The organism is Pseudomonas fluorescens, assembly GCF_902497995.1.
GTDB lineage: Bacteria > Pseudomonadota > Gammaproteobacteria > Pseudomonadales > Pseudomonadaceae > Aquipseudomonas > Aquipseudomonas fluorescens_BK.
Window position 1 is genome coordinate 90,237 of sequence record NZ_CABVII010000009.1, and the last position, 23,544, is coordinate 113,780.

21 protein-coding genes are annotated in these 23,544 nt (G+C 60.2%); 14 read left to right on the forward strand and 7 right to left on the reverse strand.

Annotated elements, in window-relative coordinates; translation table 11 throughout:
- Positions 1–135: 135 nt before the first annotated feature.
- The 5 genes from F8N80_RS12630 to F8N80_RS12650 all read left to right on the forward strand — a co-directional run bounded on the left by F8N80_RS12630 (position 136) and on the right by F8N80_RS12650 (position 4,188).
- On the forward strand, positions 136–795 hold the full coding sequence (locus F8N80_RS12630; protein ID WP_150783966.1) for a FadR/GntR family transcriptional regulator: 660 nt from the start codon (positions 136–138) through the stop codon (positions 793–795).
- Positions 785–2,101, forward strand: coding sequence for a CynX/NimT family MFS transporter (locus F8N80_RS12635; RefSeq protein WP_150783967.1), 1,317 nt, complete (start codon positions 785–787; stop codon positions 2,099–2,101). Before F8N80_RS12630 ends, F8N80_RS12635 begins: the two co-directional genes overlap by 11 nt.
- 240 nt (positions 2,102–2,341) lie before the next feature.
- The gene (locus F8N80_RS12640; RefSeq protein ID WP_150746899.1) at positions 2,342–2,812 is read left to right on the forward strand and encodes a nuclear transport factor 2 family protein; all 471 of its coding nucleotides are present in this window, start codon (positions 2,342–2,344) and stop codon (positions 2,810–2,812) included.
- 40 nt (positions 2,813–2,852) lie between these two features.
- Positions 2,853–3,164: a GIY-YIG nuclease family protein gene (locus F8N80_RS12645; RefSeq protein ID WP_150746898.1), complete on the forward strand. Its 312-nt coding sequence runs from the start codon at positions 2,853–2,855 to the stop codon at positions 3,162–3,164.
- Positions 3,165–3,252: 88 nt separating this feature from the next.
- A complete protein-coding gene (locus F8N80_RS12650; protein ID WP_150783968.1) occupies positions 3,253–4,188 on the forward strand; it encodes a glutathione S-transferase family protein in 936 nt (311 codons plus the stop codon).
- A 153-nt stretch (positions 4,189–4,341) separates the two neighbouring features.
- Here the strand turns inward: F8N80_RS12650 and yejK are convergent, their stop codons facing one another.
- Positions 4,342–5,346 carry a nucleoid-associated protein YejK gene (yejK, locus tag F8N80_RS12660; RefSeq protein WP_150746896.1) on the reverse strand — a complete coding sequence of 335 codons (1,005 nt, stop codon included), beginning with the start codon at positions 5,344–5,346 and terminating at the stop codon, positions 4,342–4,344.
- A 394-nt stretch (positions 5,347–5,740) separates the two neighbouring features.
- Here yejK and F8N80_RS12665 point away from each other — a divergent pair, with 394 nt between their 5' ends.
- Positions 5,741–6,022, forward strand: a complete 282-nt coding sequence (locus F8N80_RS12665; protein WP_007905514.1) for an HU family DNA-binding protein — start codon at positions 5,741–5,743, stop codon at positions 6,020–6,022.
- Between the two features lie 193 nt (positions 6,023–6,215).
- Here F8N80_RS12665 and rlmF read toward each other — a convergent pair whose 3' ends face one another.
- From rlmF to F8N80_RS12700, 5 genes are all read right to left on the reverse strand, one after another.
- The gene (rlmF, locus tag F8N80_RS12670) at positions 6,216–7,238 is read right to left on the reverse strand and encodes a 23S rRNA (adenine(1618)-N(6))-methyltransferase RlmF (protein ID WP_150746895.1); all 1,023 of its coding nucleotides are present in this window, start codon (positions 7,236–7,238) and stop codon (positions 6,216–6,218) included.
- A 267-nt stretch (positions 7,239–7,505) separates the two neighbouring features.
- Positions 7,506–10,352, reverse strand: a complete 2,847-nt coding sequence (locus tag F8N80_RS12680; protein WP_150783969.1) for a valine--tRNA ligase — start codon at positions 10,350–10,352, stop codon at positions 7,506–7,508.
- Between the two features lie 222 nt (positions 10,353–10,574).
- Entirely contained in the window at positions 10,575–10,958 is a 384-nt protein-coding gene (locus tag F8N80_RS12690; protein ID WP_150783970.1) for a DNA polymerase III subunit chi, read from the reverse strand.
- An 8-nt stretch (positions 10,959–10,966) separates the two neighbouring features.
- Positions 10,967–11,395, reverse strand: coding sequence for a DNA polymerase III subunit chi (locus F8N80_RS12695; protein WP_150746893.1), 429 nt, complete (start codon positions 11,393–11,395; stop codon positions 10,967–10,969).
- 160 nt (positions 11,396–11,555) lie between these two features.
- The gene (locus F8N80_RS12700) at positions 11,556–13,046 is read right to left on the reverse strand and encodes a leucyl aminopeptidase (RefSeq protein ID WP_150746892.1); all 1,491 of its coding nucleotides are present in this window, start codon (positions 13,044–13,046) and stop codon (positions 11,556–11,558) included.
- 390 nt (positions 13,047–13,436) lie between these two features.
- On the opposite strand from F8N80_RS12700, the gene lptF reads away from it, so the two are divergent.
- From lptF to pdxJ, 8 genes are all read left to right on the forward strand, one after another.
- Positions 13,437–14,558: an LPS export ABC transporter permease LptF gene (gene lptF / locus F8N80_RS12710; RefSeq protein ID WP_150746890.1), complete on the forward strand. Its 1,122-nt coding sequence runs from the start codon at positions 13,437–13,439 to the stop codon at positions 14,556–14,558.
- Complete coding sequence (gene lptG / locus F8N80_RS12715) at positions 14,551–15,612, forward strand: LPS export ABC transporter permease LptG (RefSeq protein WP_150746889.1); 1,062 nt, start codon at positions 14,551–14,553, stop codon at positions 15,610–15,612. Before lptF ends, lptG begins: the two co-directional genes overlap by 8 nt.
- 171 nt (positions 15,613–15,783) lie before the next feature.
- Positions 15,784–17,583: a translation elongation factor 4 gene (lepA, locus tag F8N80_RS12720; protein ID WP_150746888.1), complete on the forward strand. Its 1,800-nt coding sequence runs from the start codon at positions 15,784–15,786 to the stop codon at positions 17,581–17,583.
- 5 nt (positions 17,584–17,588) lie between these two features.
- A complete protein-coding gene (gene lepB, locus F8N80_RS12725; RefSeq protein ID WP_150746887.1) occupies positions 17,589–18,443 on the forward strand; it encodes a signal peptidase I in 855 nt (284 codons plus the stop codon).
- Positions 18,444–18,627: 184 nt separating this feature from the next.
- Positions 18,628–19,317: a ribonuclease III gene (rnc, locus tag F8N80_RS12730; protein ID WP_150746886.1), complete on the forward strand. Its 690-nt coding sequence runs from the start codon at positions 18,628–18,630 to the stop codon at positions 19,315–19,317.
- Positions 19,310–20,212, forward strand: coding sequence for a GTPase Era (gene era, locus F8N80_RS12735; RefSeq protein ID WP_150746885.1), 903 nt, complete (start codon positions 19,310–19,312; stop codon positions 20,210–20,212). The genes rnc and era overlap by 8 nt, the downstream gene beginning before the upstream one ends.
- Positions 20,213–20,386: 174 nt before the next feature.
- Entirely contained in the window at positions 20,387–21,076 is a 690-nt protein-coding gene (gene recO / locus F8N80_RS12740; protein ID WP_150746884.1) for a DNA repair protein RecO, read from the forward strand.
- An 81-nt stretch (positions 21,077–21,157) separates the two neighbouring features.
- Entirely contained in the window at positions 21,158–21,904 is a 747-nt protein-coding gene (gene pdxJ, locus F8N80_RS12745; RefSeq protein ID WP_150746883.1) for a pyridoxine 5'-phosphate synthase, read from the forward strand.
- 105 nt (positions 21,905–22,009) lie between these two features.
- Here pdxJ and mltF read toward each other — a convergent pair whose 3' ends face one another.
- The gene (mltF, locus tag F8N80_RS12750; RefSeq protein WP_150746882.1) at positions 22,010–23,470 is read right to left on the reverse strand and encodes a membrane-bound lytic murein transglycosylase MltF; all 1,461 of its coding nucleotides are present in this window, start codon (positions 23,468–23,470) and stop codon (positions 22,010–22,012) included.
- Positions 23,471–23,544: the final 74 nt, after the last annotated feature.

Below are 23,544 nucleotides of genomic sequence, written 5' to 3' on the forward strand. Positions count from 1 at the left end.
AGAAACGCGCATTCCCCTGTAGGAGCAAGCTCGCTCCTACAAGTGTCTTTCGCAGAATCCGGGTTGCCCGCACGGACAAAGCTGACTAACATGTCAAAAAATTCATCCTATGATTGGATGAAAAGGGCGAATCCCATGTCAGATATTTCTCCATTAATTAAACGTTCCTTGGTCGATCAGGCCCTCGATCAGTTGCGCCTGCGTATCACCCAAGGCGTCTGGACCATCGGCCAACGCTTGCCCACCGAGCCTGAGCTGTCCGCCGAGCTGGGCATCAGCCGCAACACCGTGCGCGAAGCCATGCGCGTGTTGGCGTTTTCCGGTTTGATCGAAATCCGCCAGGGCGACGGCAGTTACCTGCGGGCGGCATTTGACCCGCTGGACACGATGAAAGCCTTGTCCCGCTGCTCCCATGAGCAGGCGCGGGAGACCCGGCACATCCTGGAAGTCGAAGCCATCGGCCTGGCGGCGTTGCGCCGGACCGATGAAGACCTGGTGGCATTGCGCGAAGCGTTGGGCGTCAGTGGCAGTCACTACCACGGTGATCTCGACACTTACATCGCCTGCGATCTGGTGTTCCACCGGCGTCTGGTGGAGGCCGCGCACAATCCGACCCTCAGCGAGTTGTATCGCTATTTTTCCAGCATCGTCGGTGCGCATTTGCGCCAGACCCTGAACATCTCACCCCGACGCCAAGCGGTGTTCGACCTTCATGTCGAACTGCTCGATGCCGTCGAGCAACGCGACCCGGAACGGGCCAAAGCCCTGTCGAGGCAGTTGATCAATGAACCTTGAAACCGAGAACCCCATGTCCACCCAGCAGGCCAGCAACAGCGGTAAAACCGAGCGCAAGCGTACGGGGGATCTCGAAGAGCTGTTGATCGACGCCGAGGCCGATGATGAACAGGTTCAGCAAGCGCACCCGGTCCTGCGGCGGCCAGGGTTGTTGTTGCTCGGCCTGATTCTGGTGGCGCTGAATTTACGTCCCGCATTGTCGAGCATGGCGCCGATGCTCAGCGAGGTCTCGAAGACGCTCGGGTTGTCCGCGGCGCAGGCCGGATTATTGACGACCTTGCCAGTACTTTGCCTCGGTCTGTTCGCACCATTGGCGCCGGTGCTGGCACGACGTTTTGGTGCCGAGCGAGTGGTGTTGGGGATTCTTCTGATACTGGCCGGCGGGATCATTTTGCGCAGCTCGTTCGGCGAGATCGGTCTGTTTGCCGGCAGCGTGCTGGCAGGCGCCAGCATCGGGGTGATCGGCGTATTGCTGCCAGGCATCGTCAAACGCGACTTCCCGAAACAGGCCGGTACCATGACCGGCGTCTACACCATGGCCCTGTGCCTGGGCGCCGCGATGGCGGCCGGCGCCACCGTGCCATTGAGCGAGCATTTCGACAAGAGCTGGGCATTGGGCCTTGGTTTCTGGGTGGTTCCGGCGCTGGGGGCCGCGATGTTCTGGTTGCCGCAAGTCGGCCAGAAACAGGGCGCGCACCACGTTGCCTACCGGGTGCGCGGTCTGTTGCGCGACCCGTTGGCCTGGCAAGTAACCCTGTACATGGGCCTGCAATCGTCCCTGGCCTACATCGTGTTTGGCTGGTTGCCGTCGATCCTGATCGGTCGCGGCCTGACACCGACCCAGGCGGGCCTGGTGCTGTCCGGTTCGGTAATCGTCCAGTTGGCCAGCTCGCTTGCCGCCCCCTGGCTGGCGACGCGTGGCAAGGACCAGCGCCTGGCCATCGTGATCGTCATGGCGCTGACCCTCGGTGGTCTGTTCGGTTGCCTCTATGCACCGATCGAAGGTCTGTGGGGCTGGGCGATCCTGCTGGGTCTGGGGCAGGGCGGTACGTTCAGCCTGGCATTGACCCTGATCGTGCTGCGCTCGCGGGACGCCCATGTCGCAGCCAACCTGTCGAGCATGGCCCAGGGCTTCGGTTACACCCTGGCGTCCATGGGACCGTTCGCGGTCGGTATCGTGCATGACTGGACTGGCGGCTGGACGGCCCTGGGCTGGATTTTCGGCGTGATCGGCCTCGGCGCGATCATTGCCGGTCTCGGTGCCGGGCGTTCGCTTTATGTGCAAGTGCAAAGCGAAAAGATCTGAGGCTGAAACCCTCACTCTATTGATTAAGCGAAAATCAATGTGGGAGCGAGCTTGCTCGCGAAGACGGTGGTTCAGGCTCAGACGATGTTGAATGTGCCGGCCTATTCGCGAGCAAGCTCGCTCCCACAGGTTTTGTGGCTGCCGTAGATTTGCGTGGTATTTGGAATTCGAATGCCGATAGAGTTTCCACAGTTTGCAGATTATCGTGCTGGCAATCTGTCCATTTTTTGGAGTTTGCCCATGAGTGACGCCCACGCTGCATTGATCAACCGGTTCTACCAAGCCTTCCAGCGCCTTGATGCCGAGGCCATGGCTGCGTGCTACACCGACGATGTGGTGTTCAGTGATCCGGCGTTCGGTGAATTGCGCGGCCGTGATGCCGGTGACATGTGGCGCATGCTCACCACCCGGGCCAAGGATTTCTCCCTGACATTCGATAATGTCCGCAGTGATGAGCGCACTGGCGGTGCGCACTGGGTGGCGACCTACCTGTTCAGCCAGACCGGCAACACCGTGGTCAATGACATTCAGGCGCGTTTCGTTTTTCGCGACGGCAAGATTTGCGAGCATCATGACAGCTTCGATCTGTGGGCCTGGTCCCGACAGGCGCTGGGTTTCAAGGGGCTGCTGCTGGGCTGGACACCCGCGGTGAGACACGCCGTTCGCGCGCAGGCCTTGAAGGGGCTGAAGGCATTCCAGGCCAGTCGCTGATAAGATCAGCGCTTGTTTACTTTCCAGCCTTGATCGTTACGTGACCAGCCTCAGCGAAAATCCTGTCGTCGCCGATACTCCGGCGAGCAAATCCTGGTTCGTCTACCTCGTGCGCGCGGCCAACGGTTCGCTCTACTGCGGGGTCAGCGACGATCCGGTCCGCCGCTTTGCCGCTCACCAGCGTGGCAAAGGCGCGCGGTTTTTCCTGTCCAGCCCGGCCGTGGCATTGGTGTATACCGAAGTCTGCCGCGACAAAAGCGAGGCCCTGCGGCAGGAGCGGCTGATCAAAAAACTGAAAAAAAGCGCCAAGGAGTGCCTGGTGGCGAGTGCGACGGCGGGCTTATCAATCTGACTGATAAGTGCCCATCAGGCAGATGGGTGGGCTGCGTGTGGATTGCGCGCTAAGCTGCGGACTCCTTACCCGTGCGGCGGAGCCGAGCATGTCCGAGTTGATTCTTCATCATTACCCGACGTCCCCTTTTGCTGAAAAGGCCCGCTTGCTATTGGGCTTCAAGGGGCTGTCCTGGCGCTCGGTGAAGATTTCGCCGGTGATGCCAAAACCCGATCTGACGGCATTGACCGGCGGCTATCGCAAGACGCCGGTGTTGCAGATCGGCGCTGATGTTTATTGCGACACTGCACTGATCGCCCGTCGTCTGGAACAGGAAAAAGCCTTGCCGGCGTTCTTTCCGGAAGGTCAGGAAATGATCGTCGCGGCATTTGCGGCCTGGGCTGACTCGGTGGTGTTCCAGCATGCGGTGAGCCTGGTGTTTCAGCCGGAATCGATCGCCGTACGCTTCGGCACTATGCCGCCGGAAGCGATAAAGGCATTCATTGCCGATCGGGCCGGGTTGTTCAGCGGTGGCAGCGCCACACGCTTGTCGGCCGAGCAGGCCCGGCATCAATGGCCAACGATCATGGCACGCCTGGAGCAGCAGCTTCAGCGTGAGCAGGGCGACTTCCTGTTTGGTGAGCCATCGCTAGCCGACTTTGCCCTGGCACATCCGTTGTGGTTCCTCAAGGCGGCGCCGGTGACTTCACCCTTGGTCGACGCCTATCCGGCGGTTTCGGCGTGGTTGGGGCGCGTGATGGGCTTCGGTCATGGTGCGTTCAGCGAGATGACCTCCGGTGAGGCGCTGGAGGTCGCGCGCAATGCCACAGCGGCCGCATTGCCGGATGAGCAGTTTGAGGAGCCGAATGGATTCGAGGCTGGTCAACAGGTCGTGATTGCCGCAACCGATTACGGCGTTGACCCGGTGGCCGGTGAATTGCTGTTTGCAGGCTGCGAAGAATTGATCGTGCGTCGCGAAGACGAGCGGGCCGGCGTGGTGCATGTGCATTTTCCGCGGTTCGGATTCCGTATCGAAGCGCAATAAGCGCCATCACGAATCCCCAGTCATACACCGACCCCTGTAGGAGCGAGCGGTGCGGCGATCCGACTTGCCCGCGAAGAACGATGACGCAGCATGTCTGTTAAACCGTGTCATCGTTCTTCGCGGGCAAGCCTCGCTCCTACAGGGGGGGCTGCATCAGTTGCGGCGCTTGAGCTGGTCGGTGAGTTGGGTCGGCAGGCCTTTGATGATCAGCGTGCCGGCTTCTTCGTCATATTCGATCTTCGAGCCCAGCAGGTGTGCTTCGAAGCTGATCGACAGGCCTTCGGCGCGGCCCGTGAAGCGGCGGAACTGGTTCAAGGTGCGTTTATCCGCCGGTATCTCCGGTGACAGACCGTAGTCCTTGTTGCGGATGTGATCGTAGAAGGCTTTCGGCCTTTCTTCATCGATCAGCTCCGAGAGCTCTTCCAGTCCCATGGGCTCGCCCATTTTGGCCTGGCTGCTGGCATAGTCGACCAGGGTTTTGGTTTTCTCGCGGGCAGACTCTTCCGGCAGGTCTTCGCTTTCGACGAAGTCGCTGAATGCCTTGAGCAAGGTGCGGGTTTCGCCCGGACCGTCGACGCCTTCCTGGCAGCCGATGAAGTCGCGGAAATACTCCGAAACCTTTTTCCCGTTCTTGCCTTTGATGAACGAAATGTACTGCCTGGACTGCTTGTTGTTCTGCCACTCGGAAACGTTGATCCGCGCCGCCAGGTGCAACTGACCCAAGTCCAGGTGCCGCGACGGTGTCACGTCCAGCTGTTCGGTCACTGCGACGCCTTCACTGTGGTGCAGCAGCGCGATGGCCAGGTAATCGGTCATGCCTTGCTGATAATGCGCAAACAGCACGTGGCCGCCCACAGAGAGGTTGGACTCTTCCATCAGCTTCTGCAGATGTTCCACCGCCACCCGGCTGAACGCCGTGAAATCCTTGCCGCCATCGAGGTATTCCTTCAGCCAGCCGCTGAACGGATGTGCCCCGGACTCGGCATGGAAGAAACCCCAGGCCTTGCCTTGTTTGGCGTTGTAGCTCTCGTTGAGGTCGGCAAGCATGTTCTCGATGGCGCTCGACTCGGGCAGTTCTTCGTTGCGGGCGTGGAGAACTGCAGGTGTGCCGTCGGGTTTTTTGTCGATCAGGTGGACGATGCAATGACGGATCGGCATGGGCTTCTCGGCTGGTTGAAGAGAGGAGGGCGTGCTCCCCGAAAAAGCGCTCAGTGTACCGCAACCACTGGTTATGGCGCGGCATGAAGGGCAATTCCAGGCCCTGCGACAGGGCTTATGCAGTTTTTTGCAGTTTTAGTGTAATAAAGCTGACCAAATGGGTAGCAAGAGGCGGATATTTCCCCGTCTCTGTGCTAGTTTTGCCCGGTCTTGCGCGAAGTCACTGCGTTAAGCGTGCATTCAGCATTTGTCAGGTCGAACCAAACCCTGATTTCGGTATCTATAACCCCGATCCCGTGGTTATTGGCCGAGGGTGCCAGATCCAGAAGATCGGGCTCGATGGCTGACACTGCACTCTGCAATCCATATGAATTTGATAGGGAAGGAACACTACATGGCTCTTACTAAAGACCAACTGATCGCCGACATCGCTGAAGCTATCGACGCGCCGAAAACCACCGCGCGTAACGCTCTGGACCAACTGGGCCAAATCGTTGCCGATCAGCTGGAAAACGGCGGCGAAATCACCCTGCCAGGTATCGGCAAGCTGAAAGTGACTGAGCGTCCTGCCCGTACTGGCCGTAACCCGTCGACTGGCGCTGCCATCGAAATCGCTGCCAAGAAAGTGATCAAGCTGGTTGTGGCCAAAGGCCTGACCGACGCTGTCAACAAGTAAGACTTGTTGAAAAAAACCGTGCAGCGGAGCGATCCGGGCACGGTTTTTTTGTGTCTGCGATTTGGCGATTGCCAAGAACACCGCAAAAACCAATGTGGGAGCGGGCTTGCTCGCGAAGGCGGTCTATCAGTCGATTATATAGTGACTGACACTCCGCTTTCGCGAGCAAGCCCGCTCCCACAGTTGACCTGCGTTAGCCCTTGCGAACCCAGCGTTCGCGCCAGGTCTGTTGCTCGGATTTGGTCTGGAAGGTCCAGGCGACGAAACGGCTTTGCTTCTGACCTTGGGACATTTCCACCACCTGGCTTTCCAGTACACCGGCCTTTTTCAGGGCTGTCTGGATGGCTGGCAGGTTGGAGGCTTTCGACACCAGGGTGCTGAACCACAGGACCTTGTGTTGAAAATGCGCGCTTTCGGCGATCAGTTGCGTCACGAAGCGGGCTTCGCCACCTTCACACCACAATTCCGCCGACTGACCGCCAAAGTTCAGCACCGGCAGTTTGCGTTTTGGGTCGGCACGGCCCAGCGCGCGCCATTTACGCTCGCTGCCCTTGGTGGCCTCATCCATCGACGCGTGGAATGGCGGGTTGCACATGGTCAGGTCAAAGCGTTCGCCGGGTTCGAGCAGGCCCAGCAGGATGTGCTTGGGATTAGTCTGCTGGCGCAACTGGATCGCTTTGTTCAGCCCGTTGGATTGCACGATGGCCTTGGCGGCGGCCACGGCCGTCGGGTCGATTTCCGAACCGAGGAAGTGCCAGCGGTAGTCGCTGTAGCCGATCAACGGATAGACGCAGTTGGCGCCCATGCCGATATCGAGCACCTTGACCGGCGCGCCGCGAGGGATCTCACCGTCGTTGACGCTGGCCAGCAGGTCGGCCAGGAAGTGCACGTAGTCGGCGCGGCCCGGAACCGGCGGGCAGAGGTAATCGGCCGGGATGTCCCAATGGGCGATGCCATAGAACGACTTGAGCAAGGCCCGGTTGAACACACGCACCGCGTCGGGGCTGGCGAAGTCGATGCTTTCCTTGCCATACGGGTTGAGGATCACGAACTTCGCCAGTTCCGGCGTGGTTTTGATCAGTGCCGGGAAGTCGTAGCGACCCTGATGGCGGTTGCGCGGATGCAGGCTGGCCTTTTCGCGTGGTTCCACGGCTTTGGCCGGGGACGCGGATTCGGGCTTCTTGCGCGCAGGTCTGGGGGTGCGGGGGGCGTTCATGGGCGTTGTCGATTCGGGTATGGCTGAAAGTGGCGGGTATTGTCCCACACTTGGTCGGTGTTGCCTGCGATCTGATGACCGATGAGAGGCCAATGTGGGAGCGGGCTTGCTCGCGAAGACGGTTTAACATTCAGCATGGATATTGGCTGACACTCCGCTTTCGCGAGCAAGCCCGCTCCCACATTAGGTTTGAGGTGTTTGGGAGAAAGCGTCGGGCACAAAAAAGGGAGGCCGTTTCGGGCCTCCCTTTTTCAGTGCGATTAGCCGTTACAGACTGGCAATCCGCGCATGCTGCTCCGCCAGCTTGCCCAAAGCCTGTTCAGCTTCAGCCAGTTTGGCGCGTTCCTTCTCGATGACTTCGGCCGGGGCCTTGTCGACGAAACCGGCGTTAGACAGCTTACCGCCCACGCGCTGAACTTCGCCCTGCAGACGCAGGATTTCCTTGTCCAGGCGCGCCAGCTCAGCATCTTTGTCGATCAGGCCGGCCATCGGCACCAGCACTTCCATCTCGCCAACCAGCGCGGTAGCGGACAGTGGCGCTTCTTCGCCGGCCGCCAATACGGTGATCGACTCCAGGCGGGCCAGCTTTTTCAGCAAGGCTTCGTTCTCGGTGAGGCGACGCTGATCTTCGGCACTGACGTTTTTCAGGAACAGGTTCAGCGGCTTGCCTGGACCTATGTTCATTTCGGCGCGAATGTTGCGCGTGCCGAGCATCAGCGTCTTCAGCCACTCGATGTCATCTTCGGCGCCCTGATCGATGCGTGCTTCGTTGGCCACTGGCCAAGGTTGCAGCATGATCGTCTTGCCTTCGATGCCAGCCAGCGGCGCAACGCGCTGCCAGATTTCTTCGGTGATGAATGGCATGAACGGGTGCGCCAGGCGCAACGCGACTTCCAGCACCCGAACCAGCGTGCGACGTGTACCGCGCTGACGCTCTACCGGTGCGTTTTCGTCCCACAGCACAGGCTTGGACAGTTCCAGGTACCAGTCGCAATACTGGTTCCAGATGAACTCGTACAAGGCTTGTGCCGCCAGGTCGAAGCGGAACTGGTCGAGCTGACGGGTCACTTCGGCTTCAGTGCGTTGCAGCTGCGAAATGATCCAGCGATCGGCCAGCGAGAGCTCGTAGGTTTCGCCGTTCTGGCCGCAGTCTTCGCCCTTGTCCAGCACGTAGCGCGCGGCGTTCCAGATCTTGTTGCAGAAGTTGCGATAGCCTTCGACGCGGCCCATGTCGAACTTGATGTCGCGGCCGGTGGAGGCCAGCGAGCAGAAGGTGAAACGCAGGGCGTCGGTGCCGTAGCTGGCGATGCCGTCGGCGAACTCGTCGCGGGTCTGCTTTTCGATCTTCTTCGCCAGTTTCGGCTGCATCATGCCGGAGGTGCGTTTCTGCACCAGGTCTTCGAGTTCAATGCCGTCGATGATGTCCAGTGGGTCCAGGACGTTGCCCTTGGATTTGGACATCTTCTGGCCCTGGCCATCGCGTACCAGGCCGTGCACATAAACGGTCTTGAACGGAACCTGCGGCGTGCCGTCTTCGTTTTTCACCAGGTGCATGGTGAGCATGATCATCCGGGCAACCCAGAAGAAAATGATGTCGAAGCCAGTCACCAGCACGTCGGTGGAGTGGAATTTCTTCAGGAATTCGGTCTGCTCGGGCCAGCCGAGGGTGGAGAAAGTCCACAGCCCCGAACTGAACCAGGTGTCGAGTACGTCGTTGTCCTGTTGCAGCGCAACGTCCGGGCCGAGGTTGTGCTTGGCCCGTACTTCGGCTTCGTCGCGACCGACATAGACCTTGCCCGACTCGTCGTACCAGGCCGGAATCCGGTGGCCCCACCACAGCTGACGGCTGATGCACCAATCCTGGATGTCGCGCATCCACGAGAAATACATGTTTTCGTACTGCTTGGGCACGAACTGAATGCGACCGTCTTCAACGGCGGCAATCGCAGGTTCGGCCAATGGTTTGGTCGATACGTACCACTGGTCGGTCAGCCAAGGCTCGATGATGGTGCCGGAGCGATCGCCTTTCGGTACTTTCAGGGCGTGATCGTCGACGCTGACCAGCAGGCCTGCTGCTTCAAACGCTTCAACGATTTCCTTACGGGCCTGGAAACGGTTGAGGCCGGCGTATTCAGCCGGCAGTGTGCCGTCGATCTCTTCGTTGACGCTGCCATCGAGGTTGAATACCTGAGCTGCTGCCAGCACTTCGGCGTTTTTGTCGAAAATGTTCAGCAACGGCAGGTTGTGGCGCTTGCCGACTTCGTAGTCGTTGAAATCGTGGGCCGGGGTGATTTTCACGCAGCCGGTGCCGAATTCGGGATCGCAGTAATCGTCGGCAATGATCGGGATGCGGCGGCCGACCAGCGGCAGCTCGACGAATTTGCCGATCAGGGCTTTGTAGCGTTCATCGTTCGGGTTAACGGCCACGGCGGCATCGCCGAGCATGGTTTCCGGGCGAGTGGTCGCGACGATCAGGTAGTTGTTGCCTTCAGCGGTTTTGGCGCCGTCGGCCAGCGGGTACTTCAGGTTCCACAGGAAGCCTTTCTCGTCGTGGTTTTCCACTTCGAGGTCGGAAATCGCCGTGTGCAACTTGGTGTCCCAGTTGACCAGGCGCTTGCCGCGATAGATCAGGCCGTCTTCGTGCAGGCGCACGAACGCTTCTTTTACGGCTTCCGAGAGGCCGTCGTCCATGGTGAAGCGCTCGCGGCCCCAGTCCACGGACGAGCCGAGGCGGCGGATCTGACGGCTGATGTTGCCGCCGGACTGATCCTTCCACTCCCAGACTTTCTCGAGGAATTTTTCGCGGCCCAGGTCATGGCGGTTCTGGCCCTGGGCTTCGAGTTGACGCTCCACCAGCATTTGCGTGGCGATACCGGCGTGGTCGGTGCCCGGCTGCCACAGGGTGTTGCGACCCTGCATGCGGCGGAAACGGATCAGGGCATCCATGATCGCGTTGTTGAAGCCGTGCCCCATGTGCAGGCTGCCGGTAACGTTCGGCGGCGGGATCATGATGGTGTAGGACTCGCCCGCGCCTTGCGGGGCGAAGTAATTCTCTGACTCCCAGGTGTTGTACCAGGAAGTTTCAATGGCGTGCGGCTGGTAGGTCTTATCCATGCGCGGCGGGACCCTATTGGCATTTATTCAGGAAAAGCCGGCAAGTATAGCGGGGCATGGGGCGCAGGGCGAGTTGATCGCGGGATGAGCTGACCATCAGCCATTGCACAAAAACAATGTGGGAGCGGGCTTGCTCGCGAAGGCGGCATGTCATCCAACACTAATGTTGAATGTTACGGCCTCTTCGCGAGCAAGCCCGCTCCCACATTAGAATGGTGGTGTTTATTCGTATTGGCTGAGCAACCGATCCATCCGCGCGGCGAGCCGGCGTTTGACTTCGGTCTCGATGTGCGGGGCGAAGTCGTCGATCACGTCTTGCATGATCAGCATGGCGGCGGAGCGCAGTTCGCCGTCCAGATGCAGCAGGGCGTCCGAGCCTTTACCGGTAGCCGGTGAAGGCTTGGCGGCAGGGGTGGGCGGTGTCGGTTCGACGGTAGGCTGGGAAGCGCCGACCGTATCGTACAACATCGGAATTTGTTCCTGATCATCGTCCTCGACCGTATCGGTTAGCAGGGGCGGTTGCAGGTTGTCGTCGCCGAGCAGTTGCCGGATCGACTCGAGGTCGTTCAGCAGGTGCGCGGACTGTTGCTGTTTTGGAGTGTCCATCGGAATGCTCAGAGTCGCTGTAGACGGTGATCTTGCAGAGGATAGCCCTGTTCGCGGTAAAAGCGGAAACTCTCCCGCGCGGCCTGGCGAATCGTCGGATCTTCAACCACCACTTCCGCCACGCGGGCGAATTGCCCGGCGAAAGTCGGGACTTTCAGGTCGAGGTTGATCAGCAGATCCTGGTGTAGACCGCAGTCAGCGCCAAGGCCCAGTACGATCACCCCCTCGGGCTCGCTCTCGGCGGGACCGTGAGGCACGAAGCTTTCGCCCTTGAAAGCCCACAGGCGCGCATCGAGATCGTCACGCTGGGCGGCATCGCTGCAATGCAGGTAGATGCGGTGGCCCATGCGCCAGGCCTTCTCGGTGAGCTTGCAGGCGAAATCCAGCCGCGCCGACGGATCGGCGCTGGGCAGGACGTAGAAGTCGACTTTGGTCATTGCGGTTCCTGAGCCCGAGTCAGCCAAAGAACTGACCCGGGAATTGTAGGAGCGAGCTTGCTCGCGAAAAACTCAAAGACGCCGCGGTTATTCTGGTTTCCCGCGTTATCGTTAACCACCTTCGCGAGCAAGCCGGTCTCGCTCCCACAGGGTTGCAGGGTTAGGCTTTGGCGCGGTCCAGCAGGTATTGGGTCAGCAGTGGAACCGGACGGCCAGTGGCGCCCTTGTCCTTGCCGCCGCTGGTCCAGGCCGTGCCGGCGATGTCCAGGTGCGCCCAATTCAGGTTCTGGGTGAAGCGCGACAGGAAGCAGGCCGCAGTGATAGCGCCGGCTTTCGGGCCCCCAATGTTGGCGATGTCGGCGAACGGGCTGTCCAGCTGTTCCTGGTACTCATCGAACAACGGCAATTGCCAGGCGCGGTCGTCGGCGGATTGGCCGGCGCTCAACAGTTGGCCGATCAGTTCGTCGTTGTTGCCCAGCAGGCCCGAGGTATGGGAGCCCAGTGCGACGACGCAAGCGCCGGTCAGGGTGGCGATGTCGATCACCGCTTGCGGCTTGAAGCGCTCGGAGTAGGTCAGGGCATCGCACAGCACCAGACGGCCTTCGGCGTCGGTGTTGAGGATTTCCACGGTCTGGCCGCTCATGGTAGTGACGATATCGCCAGGGCGCGCAGCGTTGCCGCTCGGCATGTTCTCGGCGCAGGCCAGGATGCACACCAGGTTGATCGGCAGCTTCAGTTCGAGCACGGCACGCAGGGTGCCGAAGACGCTGGCGGCGCCGCCCATGTCGTACTTCATTTCATCCATGCCGGCGCCAGGCTTGAGGCTGATGCCGCCGGTGTCGAAGGTAATGCCTTTGCCGACCAGTGCGTACGGCTTCTCGGATTTCTTGCCGCCGTTGTACTGCATGACGATCAGGCGCGGTGGCTGGGCGCTGCCCTGGCCAACGGCATAGAACGAGCCCATGCCCAGGTCCTTGATCTTCTTCTCGTCGAGGACTTCGACTTTCAGGCTCTTGAACTCTTTACCCAGGCTCTTCGCCTGTTCGCCAAGGAAGGTCGGGTGGCAAATGTTTGGCGGCAGGTTGCCCAGGTTGCGGGTAAACGCCATGCCATTGGCGATGGCGGTGGCATGGGCCACGGCGCGCTCGACTTCGGCCTGTGCTGCCTTGATGGTCACCAGGGTGACTTTCTTCAGGGTGCGAGGCTCGGCTTTCTGGCTCTTGAACTGGTCGAAGGTGTATTCGCCGTCCACCAGGGTTTCGGCCAGCAGGCGGGTCTTGCCGTAGCTGTCGCGGCCTTTGATCACGACTTCGTCCAGGGCCAGTACGGCATCGCTGCCGCCCAGGCCTTTGAGGGTGTTGAGCACCCCGGCAATGATTTTACGGAACGGACGGTCGCCCAGCTCTTCGTCCTTGCCCACGCCCACCAGCAATACCCGCTCGGCCTTGAGGTTCGGCAGGCTGTGCAGCAACAGGCTCTGGCCGACCTTGCCGGCCAGGTCGCCGCGCTTGAGCACCGCGCTGATGGCGCCGCCGCACAGTTCGTCGAGTTGGAGGGCGGTGGCGCCGAGCTTGCGGCCTTCGCCGACGGCGACCACCAGAGTGGCGGTCTTCAACGTTTCTGGGCTAACGCTTTTTACAACCAGTTCCATGTCCGGGTCCCTGAATGAATGGTCAACACGCAAGCTTATGAACTTGCTTATAAATAGAAAGACGCAAGACGCGGTCTGCGACAAAGGCCGCAGTTTGAACCTCGCTACCGGCGCCTGACAACCCTCGGTTGTACGATCGTAGGAGCAAGCTTGCTCCGGGCGGCGTTCCGACGAAAAACCTGAGAGCGCCGCGGAGTGTCAGGCTTCCCGCGTTATCGTTGACGACCATCGCAAGCAAGCGCGCTCCTACACCCCCCGCGCCATTGCGCAGTGACAGGCGCACCCAATCACAGGATAATGCGCCAACTTTTTCGGCGGCTCCGCCCTGCGGGCTGTCTGATACGTTTGCTTGTTTGGCCGCTTTAGCCTGACAGCCCTGGAGTGTCTGGTTTGATTGTCTTTCGTTATCTGTCCCGAGAAGTCCTGTTGACCTTGAGCGCCGTCAGTGCGGTGCTGCTGGTCATCATCATGAGTGGACGCTTCATCAAATACCTCGCCCAGGCGGCTGCCGGTCTCCTGGACCCTGGCTCACTGTTTCTGATCATGGGTTTTCGTTTGCCGGGTTTCTTGCAACTGATCCTGCCCCTCGGGTTGTTTCTCGGCATCCTGCTGGCCTACGGTCGCTTGTACCTTGAAAGCGAAATGACCGTTCTGTCGGCCACCGGCATGAGCCAGCAGCGGCTGCTGGCCATGACGTTGTTTCCGGCCACCCTGGTGGCATTGGTGGTGGCGTGGTTGAGCCTGAGCCTGGCGCCACAAGGGGCCAATCAGTTCCAGCTGCTGCTGAACAAACAGGACGCCCTGACTGAGTTCGACACCCTTGAGCCGGGTCGCTTCCAAGCCCTGCGTGACGGGACGCGGGTGACCTACACCGAAACGCTGTCGGATGACCGCGTCAACCTCGGCGGCGTATTCATTTCGCAGAAGAACGTCTCGACGGACGACAAGAAGGATCGCGGGATTTCCGTGCTGGTGGCCGAGAAGGGGCGTCAGGAAATCCGTCCCGATGGCAACCGCTACCTGATTCTCGAGAACGGCTATCGCTATGACGGCAATCCGGGCCAGGCCGACTACCGGGCGATCAAGTACGGCGAGTACGGCGTGTTGCTGCCCAAGCCGGACGTCAGCGACGAAGTCACCGACCGTGACGCGATGCCCACCAGCTCCCTGCTGGGCAGTGACGATATCCGTTCCCGCACCGAATTGCAGTGGCGCCTGTCATTGCCGTTGCTGGTATTCATCGTGACCCTGATGGCCGTGCCGCTGTCGCGGGTCAATCCGCGCCAGGGCCGTTTCCTCAAGCTGTTGCCGGCGATTCTTCTTTATATGGCTTACCTGTCGATCCTGATTGCCGCTCGCGGCGCCCTCGAGAAGGGCAAGATCCCGCCGGCGCTGGGGTTGTGGTGGGTGCATGGGATCTTCCTGGTGATCGGCCTGGGCCTGCTCTATTGGGAGCCATTGCGCTTGAAGATGGCGAGTCGCCGCAGCGCGCTGGAGGTGGCCCGTGGTTAAGCTCGATCGCTACATCGGCAGCAGTGTGTTCATGGCGATCCTGGCCGTACTGGGGATCATCCTCGGTCTGGCGACGCTGTTTGCCTTTATCGACGAGATGGGGGACGTCAGCGATACCTACACCCTGGTCGATGTGTTGAGTTACGTGCTGCTGACCGCGCCGCGCCGTCTTTACGACATGTTGCCGATGGCGGCGCTGATCGGTTGCCTGATCGGTCTCGGCAGCCTGGCCAGCCACAGCGAGCTGACCATCATGCGCGCGGCAGGTGTGTCGGTCGGACGGATCGTCTGGGCGGTCATGAAGCCGATGCTGGTGCTGATGGTCGTGGGACTGCTGATTGGCGAGTACGTCGCCCCGGCTACGGAAGTCACTGCCCAGGCCAATCGCTCCCTGGCTCAGGGCAGTGGCGATGCGCAAAGCGCCAAGCACGGTCTGTGGCACCGCCAGGGTGACGAGTTCATCCATGTCAACTCGGTGCAGCCCAACGGCCTGCTGTATGGCGTGACCCGTTATCGCTTCGATGATCAACGCCACATGCTGTCTTCGAGCTTCGCCAAGCGCGCGGAGTTCGACAAGGATCACTGGCAGTTGAGCGAGGTCACGACCACGGTATTCCATGAAAAAAGCACGGAAGTGGTGACTGCCCCGGTCGAGCGCTGGAACGTGGCGCTGAGCCCGCAATTGCTCAGTACTGTGGTGATGTCCCCCGATTCGCTGTCGATCACCGGCCTGTGGGGTTACATCCACTACCTGGGTGACCAGGGCCTGAGCAATGGTCGTTATTGGCTGGCATTTTGGGTCAAGGTGTTGCAGCCACTGGTTACCGCTGCCCTGGTGCTGATGGCGATTTCCTTCATCTTCGGTCCGTTGCGTTCGGTGACCCTCGGCCAGCGGGTGTTCACGGGCGTGCTGGTGGGCTTTACCTTCCGCATTGTCCAGGATCTGCTGGGGCCTTCGAGCCTGGTGTTCGGTTTTCCGCCGCTACTTGCGGTGCTGTTACCGGCCGGTATCTGCGCCCTGGCCGGGCTCTGGTTGCTGCGCCGGGCCGGTTGAACCCGGGTATTTCCCGTTCAGTCGATGACAAAGAAACGCCCCTGCCGCACGGCCGGGGCGTTTTTGTACATGCCGTCTGACCTGCAAACGTGACGCTTGCGCCGTGGATCAGGTACAATTCCCGGCTATTTTTCGGCGGGCTATGCCTGCAGCCTTTTTGAGTGTTGATCCGTGAGTGATTTGAGTCATATCCGCAATTTCTCCATCATCGCCCACATTGACCATGGCAAGTCGACGCTGGCCGATCGCTTCATCCAGATGTGTGGCGGCCTTGCCGAGCGCGAAATGGAAGCCCAGGTCCTGGACTCCATGGACCTGGAACGTGAACGCGGGATCACCATCAAGGCCCACAGCGTCACCCTGTATTACACCGCTCGCGATGGCATCAAGTACCAGCTGAACTTCATTGACACCCCCGGCCACGTCGACTTCACCTACGAAGTCAGCCGCTCGCTGGCGGCCTGTGAAGGTGCGTTGCTGGTGGTCGATGCCGGTCAGGGTGTTGAAGCGCAGTCGGTTGCCAACTGCTACACGGCGATCGAGCAGGGCCTGGAAGTCATGCCCGTCCTGAACAAGATCGACCTGCCGCAGGCCGATCCGGACCGCGTCAAGGAAGAAATCGAAAAGATCATCGGCATCGACGCGACCGATGCGGTCGAGTGCAGTGCCAAGACCGGCCTGGGCGTCGACGAAGTGCTCGAACGTCTGGTTCAGACCATTCCTGCACCGACCGGCAACTACGAAGATCCGCTGCAAGCGTTGATCATCGATTCCTGGTTCGACAACTACCTGGGCGTTGTGTCCCTGGTACGCGTGCGTCACGGTCGTGTGAAGAAGGGCGACAAGATCCTGGTCAAATCCACCGGCAAGATCCACCTGGTGGACAGCGTCGGTGTGTTCAACCCGAAACACACTGCCACCGTTGACCTGAAGGCCGGCGAAGTGGGCTTCATCATCGCCGGCATCAAGGACATTCACGGTGCGCCGGTCGGTGACACCCTGACCTTGAGCTCCACCCCCGACGTTGACGTGCTGCCCGGCTTCAAGCGCATCCAGCCGCAGGTTTACGCCGGCCTGTTCCCGGTCAGCTCCGACGACTTCGAAGATTTCCGTGAAGCCCTGCAAAAGCTCACGCTCAACGACTCGTCCCTGCAGTACACCCCGGAAAGCTCCGACGCCCTGGGCTTCGGCTTCCGTTGCGGGTTCCTCGGCATGCTGCACATGGAAATCATCCAGGAGCGCCTGGAGCGCGAGTACGACCTGGACCTGATCACTACGGCGCCGACGGTGATTTTCGAGCTGTTGCTGAAAACCGGTGAAACGATTTACGTCGACAACCCATCGAAGCTTCCGGACCTGTCCTCGATCGAAGACATGCGTGAGCCGATCGTGCGGGCCAACATTCTTGTGCCGCAAGAGCACCTGGGTAACGTCATTACCCTGTGTATCGAGAAGCGTGGCGTGCAGCACGACATGCTGTTCCTCGGTACCCAGGTCCAGGTGACCTACGATTTGCCGATGAACGAAGTGGTGCTGGACTTCTTCGATCGTCTGAAATCCACCAGCCGCGGCTATGCTTCGCTGGACTACCATTTCGATCGTTATCAATCGGCTAATCTGGTGAAACTGGATGTGCTGATCAACGGTGACAAGGTCGACGCCCTGGCGCTGATCGTGCACAAGGATAACGCGCATTACAAAGGTCGCCAGTTGACCGAGAAGATGAAAGAACTGATTCCGCGCCAGATGTTCGACGTCGCGATCCAGGCCGCCATTGGCGGGCAGATCATTGCGCGGACCTCGGTCAAGGCACTCAGAAAGAACGTATTGGCCAAATGCTACGGCGGTGACGTTAGCCGTAAGCGCAAGCTGTTGGAAAAGCAGAAGGCCGGTAAGAAACGCATGAAGCAAGTCGGCAACGTGGAAATTCCACAGGAAGCCTTCCTTGCAGTGCTCAGGTTGGATAGTTAGGTCCTATGTCACTAAATTTCCCGCTGTTGCTGGTCATCGCCGTATTCGTCTGCGGCCTGTTGGCGTTGCTCGACCTGGTTTTCCTGGCGCCGCGTCGGCGTGCTGCCATTGCCTCCTATCAGGGCAGCGTCAGCCAGCCTGACGGGGTGGTGGTCGAGAAACTGAACAAAGAGCCGCTGCTGGTCGAATACGGCAAGTCGTTTTTCCCGGTGTTGTTCATCGTGCTGGTGCTGCGTTCGTTCCTGGTGGAACCGTTCCAGATTCCTTCCGGCTCGATGAAACCGACCCTGGACGTTGGCGACTTCATTCTGGTGAACAAGTTTTCTTACGGGATCCGCCTGCCGGTGATCGATAAGAAGGTCATCGCAGTGGGTGAGCCGCAGCGGGGCGATGTGATGGTGTTCCGCTACCCGAGCGATCCGAACGTCAACTACATCAAGCGTGTAGTGGGCCTGCCGGGTGACCAGATTCGTTACACCGCCGACAAGCGTCTGTTCGTCAACGGTGAGTCGATTGCCGAGCAATTGGTCGGTTCCGAACCGGGCACGCTGGGCAGCGCCGAGCTCTACAAGGAAAAACTCGGCATTGCCGAGCACCTGATCCGCAAGGAGATGAGCCGCTACCGCGCTGCACCGGACCATTCGTGGACCGTGCCCGCCGGGCACTACTTCATGATGGGCGACAACCGCGACAACTCGAACGACAGTCGCTTCTGGGATGATCCGAGCATTCCCAAGGATCTGCTGGGCATGGTTCCCGACAAGAATATCGTCGGCAAGGCCTTCGCAGTCTGGATGAGCTGGCCGGAACCCAAACTCAGTCACCTGCCGAATTTCTCGCGGGTTGGCCTGATCAAGTAATCACGCACGGCGCTGTTGAACACAGCGCCGAATGCATTTCTGGAACCGGTACAATCGGTGCCAGATGCATGAAAACAATGAAATTCAGGACGTAATTTTTGAACACAGCGTTAATTGTCCCAAGCCTGCGCCGCACCACGGCGATGGCGGTGGAATCCAGCCACGAACTCAGCGTGGGTAAACCGTGAGCGTCTCCTTAAGCCGTCTCGAGCGTCAGCTCGGTTACACCTTCAAGGACCAGGAACTGATGGTCCTGGCCCTGACTCACCGCAGCTTTGCCGGGCGCAACAACGAACGCCTGGAATTCCTCGGTGATGCCATCCTCAACTTCGTCGCCGGTGAGGCGCTGTTCGATCGCTTCCCGCTGGCCCGCGAAGGCCAGTTGTCGCGATTGCGCGCACGCCTGGTGAAAGGTGAGACCCTGGCCGTATTGGCCCGTGGTTTCGATCTGGGCGAATACCTGCGCCTGGGTTCCGGCGAGTTGAAAAGCGGCGGCTTCCGTCGCGAGTCGATTCTGGCCGATGCCCTGGAAGCACTGATTGGCGCGATCTACCTGGACGCCGGCATGGAAATGGCGCGCGAACGCGTGTTGGCCTGGCTGGCCGGGGAGTTCGAAGGGCTGACGCTGGTCGACACCAACAAAGATCCAAAAACCCGCCTGCAGGAATTCCTGCAGTCCCGGGGTTGTGAGCTGCCGCGTTACGAAGTGGTGGATATCCAGGGTGAACCGCATTGCCGGACGTTCTTCGTCGAATGTGAAATCACCTTACTGAATGAAAAAAGCCGAGGTCAGGGTGTGAGTCGTCGTATTGCCGAACAGGTAGCGGCCGCCGCAGCACTGATTGCCCTGGGTGTGGAGAATGGCAATGACTGATTCAACCGCAACACGCTGTGGCTATGTTGCCATCGTCGGCCGTCCCAACGTGGGCAAGTCCACGCTGCTGAACCACATCCTTGGCCAGAAGCTCGCGATCACCTCGCGCAAGCCGCAGACCACCCGTCACAACATGCTGGGCATCAAGACCGAAGGCGCCGTTCAGGCGATCTACGTCGACACCCCCGGCATGCACAAAGGTGGCGAGAAGGCGCTGAACCGCTACATGAACAAGACCGCTTCGGCGGCGTTGAAAGACGTCGACGTGGTGATCTTCGTGGTTGACCGCACCAAGTGGACCGACGAAGACCAGATGGTCCTCGAGCGCGTCCAGTACGTCACCGGTCCGCTGATCGTCGCGTTGAACAAGACCGACCGCATCGAAGACAAATCCGAGCTGATGCCGCACCTGACCTGGTTGCAGGAACAGCTGCCGAACGCGCAGATCATGCCGATCTCGGCTCAGCACGGACACAACCTGGACACGCTGGAGCGGGTGATCGCCGAGCACCTGCCGGAAAACGATCACTTCTTCCCGGAAGACCAGATCACCGACCGCAGCAGCCGCTTCCTCGCTGCTGAGCTGGTGCGCGAGAAGATCATGCGCCAGCTCGGCGCCGAGCTGCCGTACCAGATCACCGTGGAAATCGAAGAGTTCAAGCAGCAGGGGAAAACCCTGCACATTCATGCGTTGATCCTCGTCGAACGTGACGGCCAGAAGAAGATCATCATTGGCGACAAGGGCGAGCGCATCAAGCGCATCGGCACCGAAGCGCGCAAGGACATGGAGCTGCTGTTCGACTCCAAGATCATGCTCAACCTCTGGGTCAAGGTTAAAGGTGGCTGGTCCGACGACGAACGCGCCCTGCGTTCGCTGGGTTACGGCGACCTGTAATCGCTTGACCTGGATGCACAAAGATCCAATGTGGGAGCGGGCTTGCTCGCGAAGGCGGCTTAACATTCAACCTATTTGTTGACTGTCATACCGCTTTCGCGAGCAAGCCCGCTCCCACATTGGATGGCGCTGTTTTCACTGGCTGTGTTCTCCCTTTAGAGATACTCGACGCCCATGTCCCCAACCCCACCCACCGGCCAACCCGCCTACGTCCTCCACTCCCGCGCCTACCGCGAAAACAGCGCGCTGGTGGACTTCCTCACGCCGCAAGGTCGGCTGCGGGCGGTATTGCGCAGTGCACGGGGCAAGGCGGGGACACTGGCGCGGCCGTTCGTGCCACTGGAAGTCGAATTCCGGGGGCGTGGCGAGCTGAAGAACGTCGGGCGCATGGAAAGTGCCGGCGTTTCCACCTGGCTCAATGGTGAGGCGTTGTTCAGTGGTCTCTACCTCAACGAACTGTTGATTCGCCTGTTGCCCGCCGAAGACCCGCATCCCGCCGTCTTCGATCACTATGCCGCCACCTTGCTCGCCCTGGCTGAAGGCCGTCCGCTGGAGCCGCTACTGCGCTCCTTCGAATGGCGGCTGTTGGACGATCTCGGCTACGGTTTTACGCTCACCTGCGACATCCACGGCGAACCCATCGCACCGGACGGTCTCTATCGCTTGCAGGTCGATGCGGGCCTGGAGCGGGTCTATCTGCTGCAACCCGGTCTGTTCAATGGCATCGAACTGCTGGCCATGGCGGACGCCGACTGGTCCGCGCCCGGCGCGTTGTCCGCCGCCAAGCGTCTGATGCGCCAGGCGCTGGCCGTACACCTGGGCGGTCGTCCGCTGGTCAGTCGCGAGTTGTTTCGCAAGCCGTAGGATCTGTTGACCAAACGTCAACAGATCCTGGCTCCCCGTGTATGCTGTGCACCGAACTTTCCCTTCTTCAGGAGCGCTTCCGTGACCACCAGCAATCGCATTCTTCTTGGCGTGAACATCGACCACGTTGCCACCCTGCGTCAGGCCCGGGGCACTCGTTACCCGGATCCGGTCAAGGCAGCACTCGACGCCGAAGAGGCGGGCGCTGACGGCATCACCGTGCACCTGCGTGAAGACCGCCGGCACATCCAGGAGCGCGACGTGTTGCTGCTCAAGGATGTACTGCAAACCCGCATGAACTTCGAAATGGGCGTCACCGAAGAAATGATGGCGTTCGCCGAGCGCATCCGCCCGGCGCACATTTGCCTGGTCCCGGAAACCCGCCAGGAACTGACCACCGAAGGTGGCCTCGACGTAGCGGGGCAGGAAGCGCGGATCAAGGCGGCGGTGGATCGCCTGGCGCAGATCGGCTGTGAGGTGTCGCTGTTCATCGATGCTGACGAGCGGCAGATCGAAGCGTCCCGTCGTGTGGGTGCGCCGGCGATTGAATTGCACACTGGCCGTTATGCAGACGCCGAGACGCCGACGCAAGTGGCTGAAGAGCTCAAGCGTGTCGCCGATGGCGTGGCGTTTGGCCTGGCCCAGGGCCTGATCGTCAATGCCGGTCACGGTCTGCACTATCACAACGTGGAAGCGGTTGCCGCAATCAAGGGCATTAACGAACTGAACATCGGCCATGCGCTGGTGGCCCATGCGTTGTTTGTCGGGTTCAAGTCGGCTGTTTCCGAGATGAAAGCGCTGATCCTGGCCGCCGCGTTGAAGGGTTAGATCGGCGGTGCTGCCTTCGCGGGCAAGCCTCGCTCCTACAGGGCCGACGCAGATCCTGTAGGAGCGAGGCTTGCCCGCGAAGGCGTCCTCGACTACACCAAAAATCTAGAGCTGCGGGGTTTCCTGGCTGGGCTTGGTCTTGTCGACCCCCGGCACATGCAGGTTGCCTTCAGCCACCTGATTGCCTTCAAGCTGCGGCTGCGTGACCCAGGTCAAGATGTCGTAGTAACGACGGATGTTGGCCACAAAGTGCACCGGCTCGCCACCCCGGGCGTAGCCGTAGCGGGTTTTGCTGTACCACTTCTTCTCGGACAGCCGCGGCAGGATCTTCTTCACGTCCAGCCACTTGTCCGGGTTAAGCCCTTCCTTGGCCGCCAGTTTGCGCGCGTCATCCAGGTGACCGCTGCCAACGTTGTAGGCCGCCAGGGCAAACCAGGTGCGATCCGGTTCCTGGATCGAGTCGTCCAGCTGTTCCTTCATGTAGGCCAGGTACTTGGCGCCGCCCATGATGCTCTGCTTGGGGTCGAGGCGATTGGACACGCCCATGGCCTGTGCGGTGTTCTGGGTCAACATCATCAGCCCGCGCACACCGGTCTTGGAGGTGACGGCCGCTTGCCACAGGGATTCCTGATAACCGACCGCGGCCAGCAGGCGCCAATCGACTTTCTCTACCTTGGCGTAGGCCTTGAAGTGCTTCTCGTACTTGGGCAGCCGTTGCTGCAAGTGCTGGGCGAAGGTGTAGGCGCCCATGTAGCCGAGCACATCGACGTGCCCGTAATAACGGTCCTTGAGACGTTGCAGGGTGCCGTTCTTCTTGACCTTGTCGAGGTAGCTGTTGATCTCGTTCAGCAGGCTGTTGTCGTCGCCAAGCGCTACGGCCCAGCTCTGATTGCTGGCATTGCCGAGATCGAAGGCCACTCGCACGTTGGGGAAGTAGACCTGGTTCATCGCGACTTCGTTGGAGTCGACCAGGGTCAGGTCGATCTGATCTTCATCGACCATGCGCAGCAGGTCGACGACTTCCACCGCGTCGGACTCTTCGTATTGAATGCCCGGATATTTCTTTTTCAGTTCCGCCAGCTGCTCGGCGTGGATGCTCCCCTTGAGCACCATGATCTTCTTGCCCACCAAATCCTTCGCGCCGGTCGGCCGCGATTGGCCGTTGCGATAGATGATCTGAGGGGTGACCTCCAGGTAGGAGTGGGAAAACCGCACCTGCTTCTTGCGCTGCTCGCTGGCGACCAGGCCGGCGGCAGCCAGCACCGGGCCGTTGGGCTTGCCCACCTGGTTGAACAGGTCGTCGAGGTTGTCGGCGGTTTCGATCTTGAGCTCGACCCCCAGATCGTCGGCGAAGCGCTTCACCAGCTCGTATTCGAAGCCGGTTTCACCGTTGCGATCCTGAAAGTAGGTGGCCGGGCTGTTTCGGGTAACCACCCGCAGCACGCCATCCTCCTTTACGCGCTCGAGTGTGTTGGGTTTATCAACACAGCCACTGAGCATCAGGAAGAGTCCGGTTGCGATCAGCCATTTGGCGTACCGCGGACGCAAAGCCGTTGGGGAAAACATCTGCGCAGTATACGCAAAGGACCACGAGCGCCATATCTCGACAGCGAAGGGCTTGTCTGCTAGAGGGTGAAAAA

Coding starts and splice junctions, on each gene's coding strand:
- F8N80_RS12630 (WP_150783966.1), top strand. CDS start 136: ATGTCAGATATTTCTCCATTAATTAAACGTTCCTTGGTCGATCAGGCC.
- F8N80_RS12695 (WP_150746893.1), bottom strand. CDS start 11,395: ATGACCAAAGTCGACTTCTACGTCCTGCCCAGCGCCGATCCGTCGGCG.
- rlmF (WP_150746895.1), bottom strand. CDS start 7,238: ATGAACGCCCCCCGCACCCCCAGACCTGCGCGCAAGAAGCCCGAATCC.
- F8N80_RS12690 (WP_150783970.1), bottom strand. CDS start 10,958: ATGGACACTCCAAAACAGCAACAGTCCGCGCACCTGCTGAACGACCTC.
- F8N80_RS12635 (WP_150783967.1), top strand. CDS start 785: ATGAACCTTGAAACCGAGAACCCCATGTCCACCCAGCAGGCCAGCAAC.
- lepB (WP_150746887.1), top strand. CDS start 17,589: ATGTCACTAAATTTCCCGCTGTTGCTGGTCATCGCCGTATTCGTCTGC.
- F8N80_RS12650 (WP_150783968.1), top strand. CDS start 3,253: ATGTCCGAGTTGATTCTTCATCATTACCCGACGTCCCCTTTTGCTGAA.
- F8N80_RS12680 (WP_150783969.1), bottom strand. CDS start 10,352: ATGGATAAGACCTACCAGCCGCACGCCATTGAAACTTCCTGGTACAAC.
- yejK (WP_150746896.1), bottom strand. CDS start 5,346: ATGCCGATCCGTCATTGCATCGTCCACCTGATCGACAAAAAACCCGAC.
- F8N80_RS12665 (WP_007905514.1), top strand. CDS start 5,741: ATGGCTCTTACTAAAGACCAACTGATCGCCGACATCGCTGAAGCTATC.
- F8N80_RS12700 (WP_150746892.1), bottom strand. CDS start 13,046: ATGGAACTGGTTGTAAAAAGCGTTAGCCCAGAAACGTTGAAGACCGCC.
- recO (WP_150746884.1), top strand. CDS start 20,387: ATGTCCCCAACCCCACCCACCGGCCAACCCGCCTACGTCCTCCACTCC.
- mltF (WP_150746882.1), bottom strand. CDS start 23,470: ATGTTTTCCCCAACGGCTTTGCGTCCGCGGTACGCCAAATGGCTGATC.
- era (WP_150746885.1), top strand. CDS start 19,310: ATGACTGATTCAACCGCAACACGCTGTGGCTATGTTGCCATCGTCGGC.
- F8N80_RS12640 (WP_150746899.1), top strand. CDS start 2,342: ATGAGTGACGCCCACGCTGCATTGATCAACCGGTTCTACCAAGCCTTC.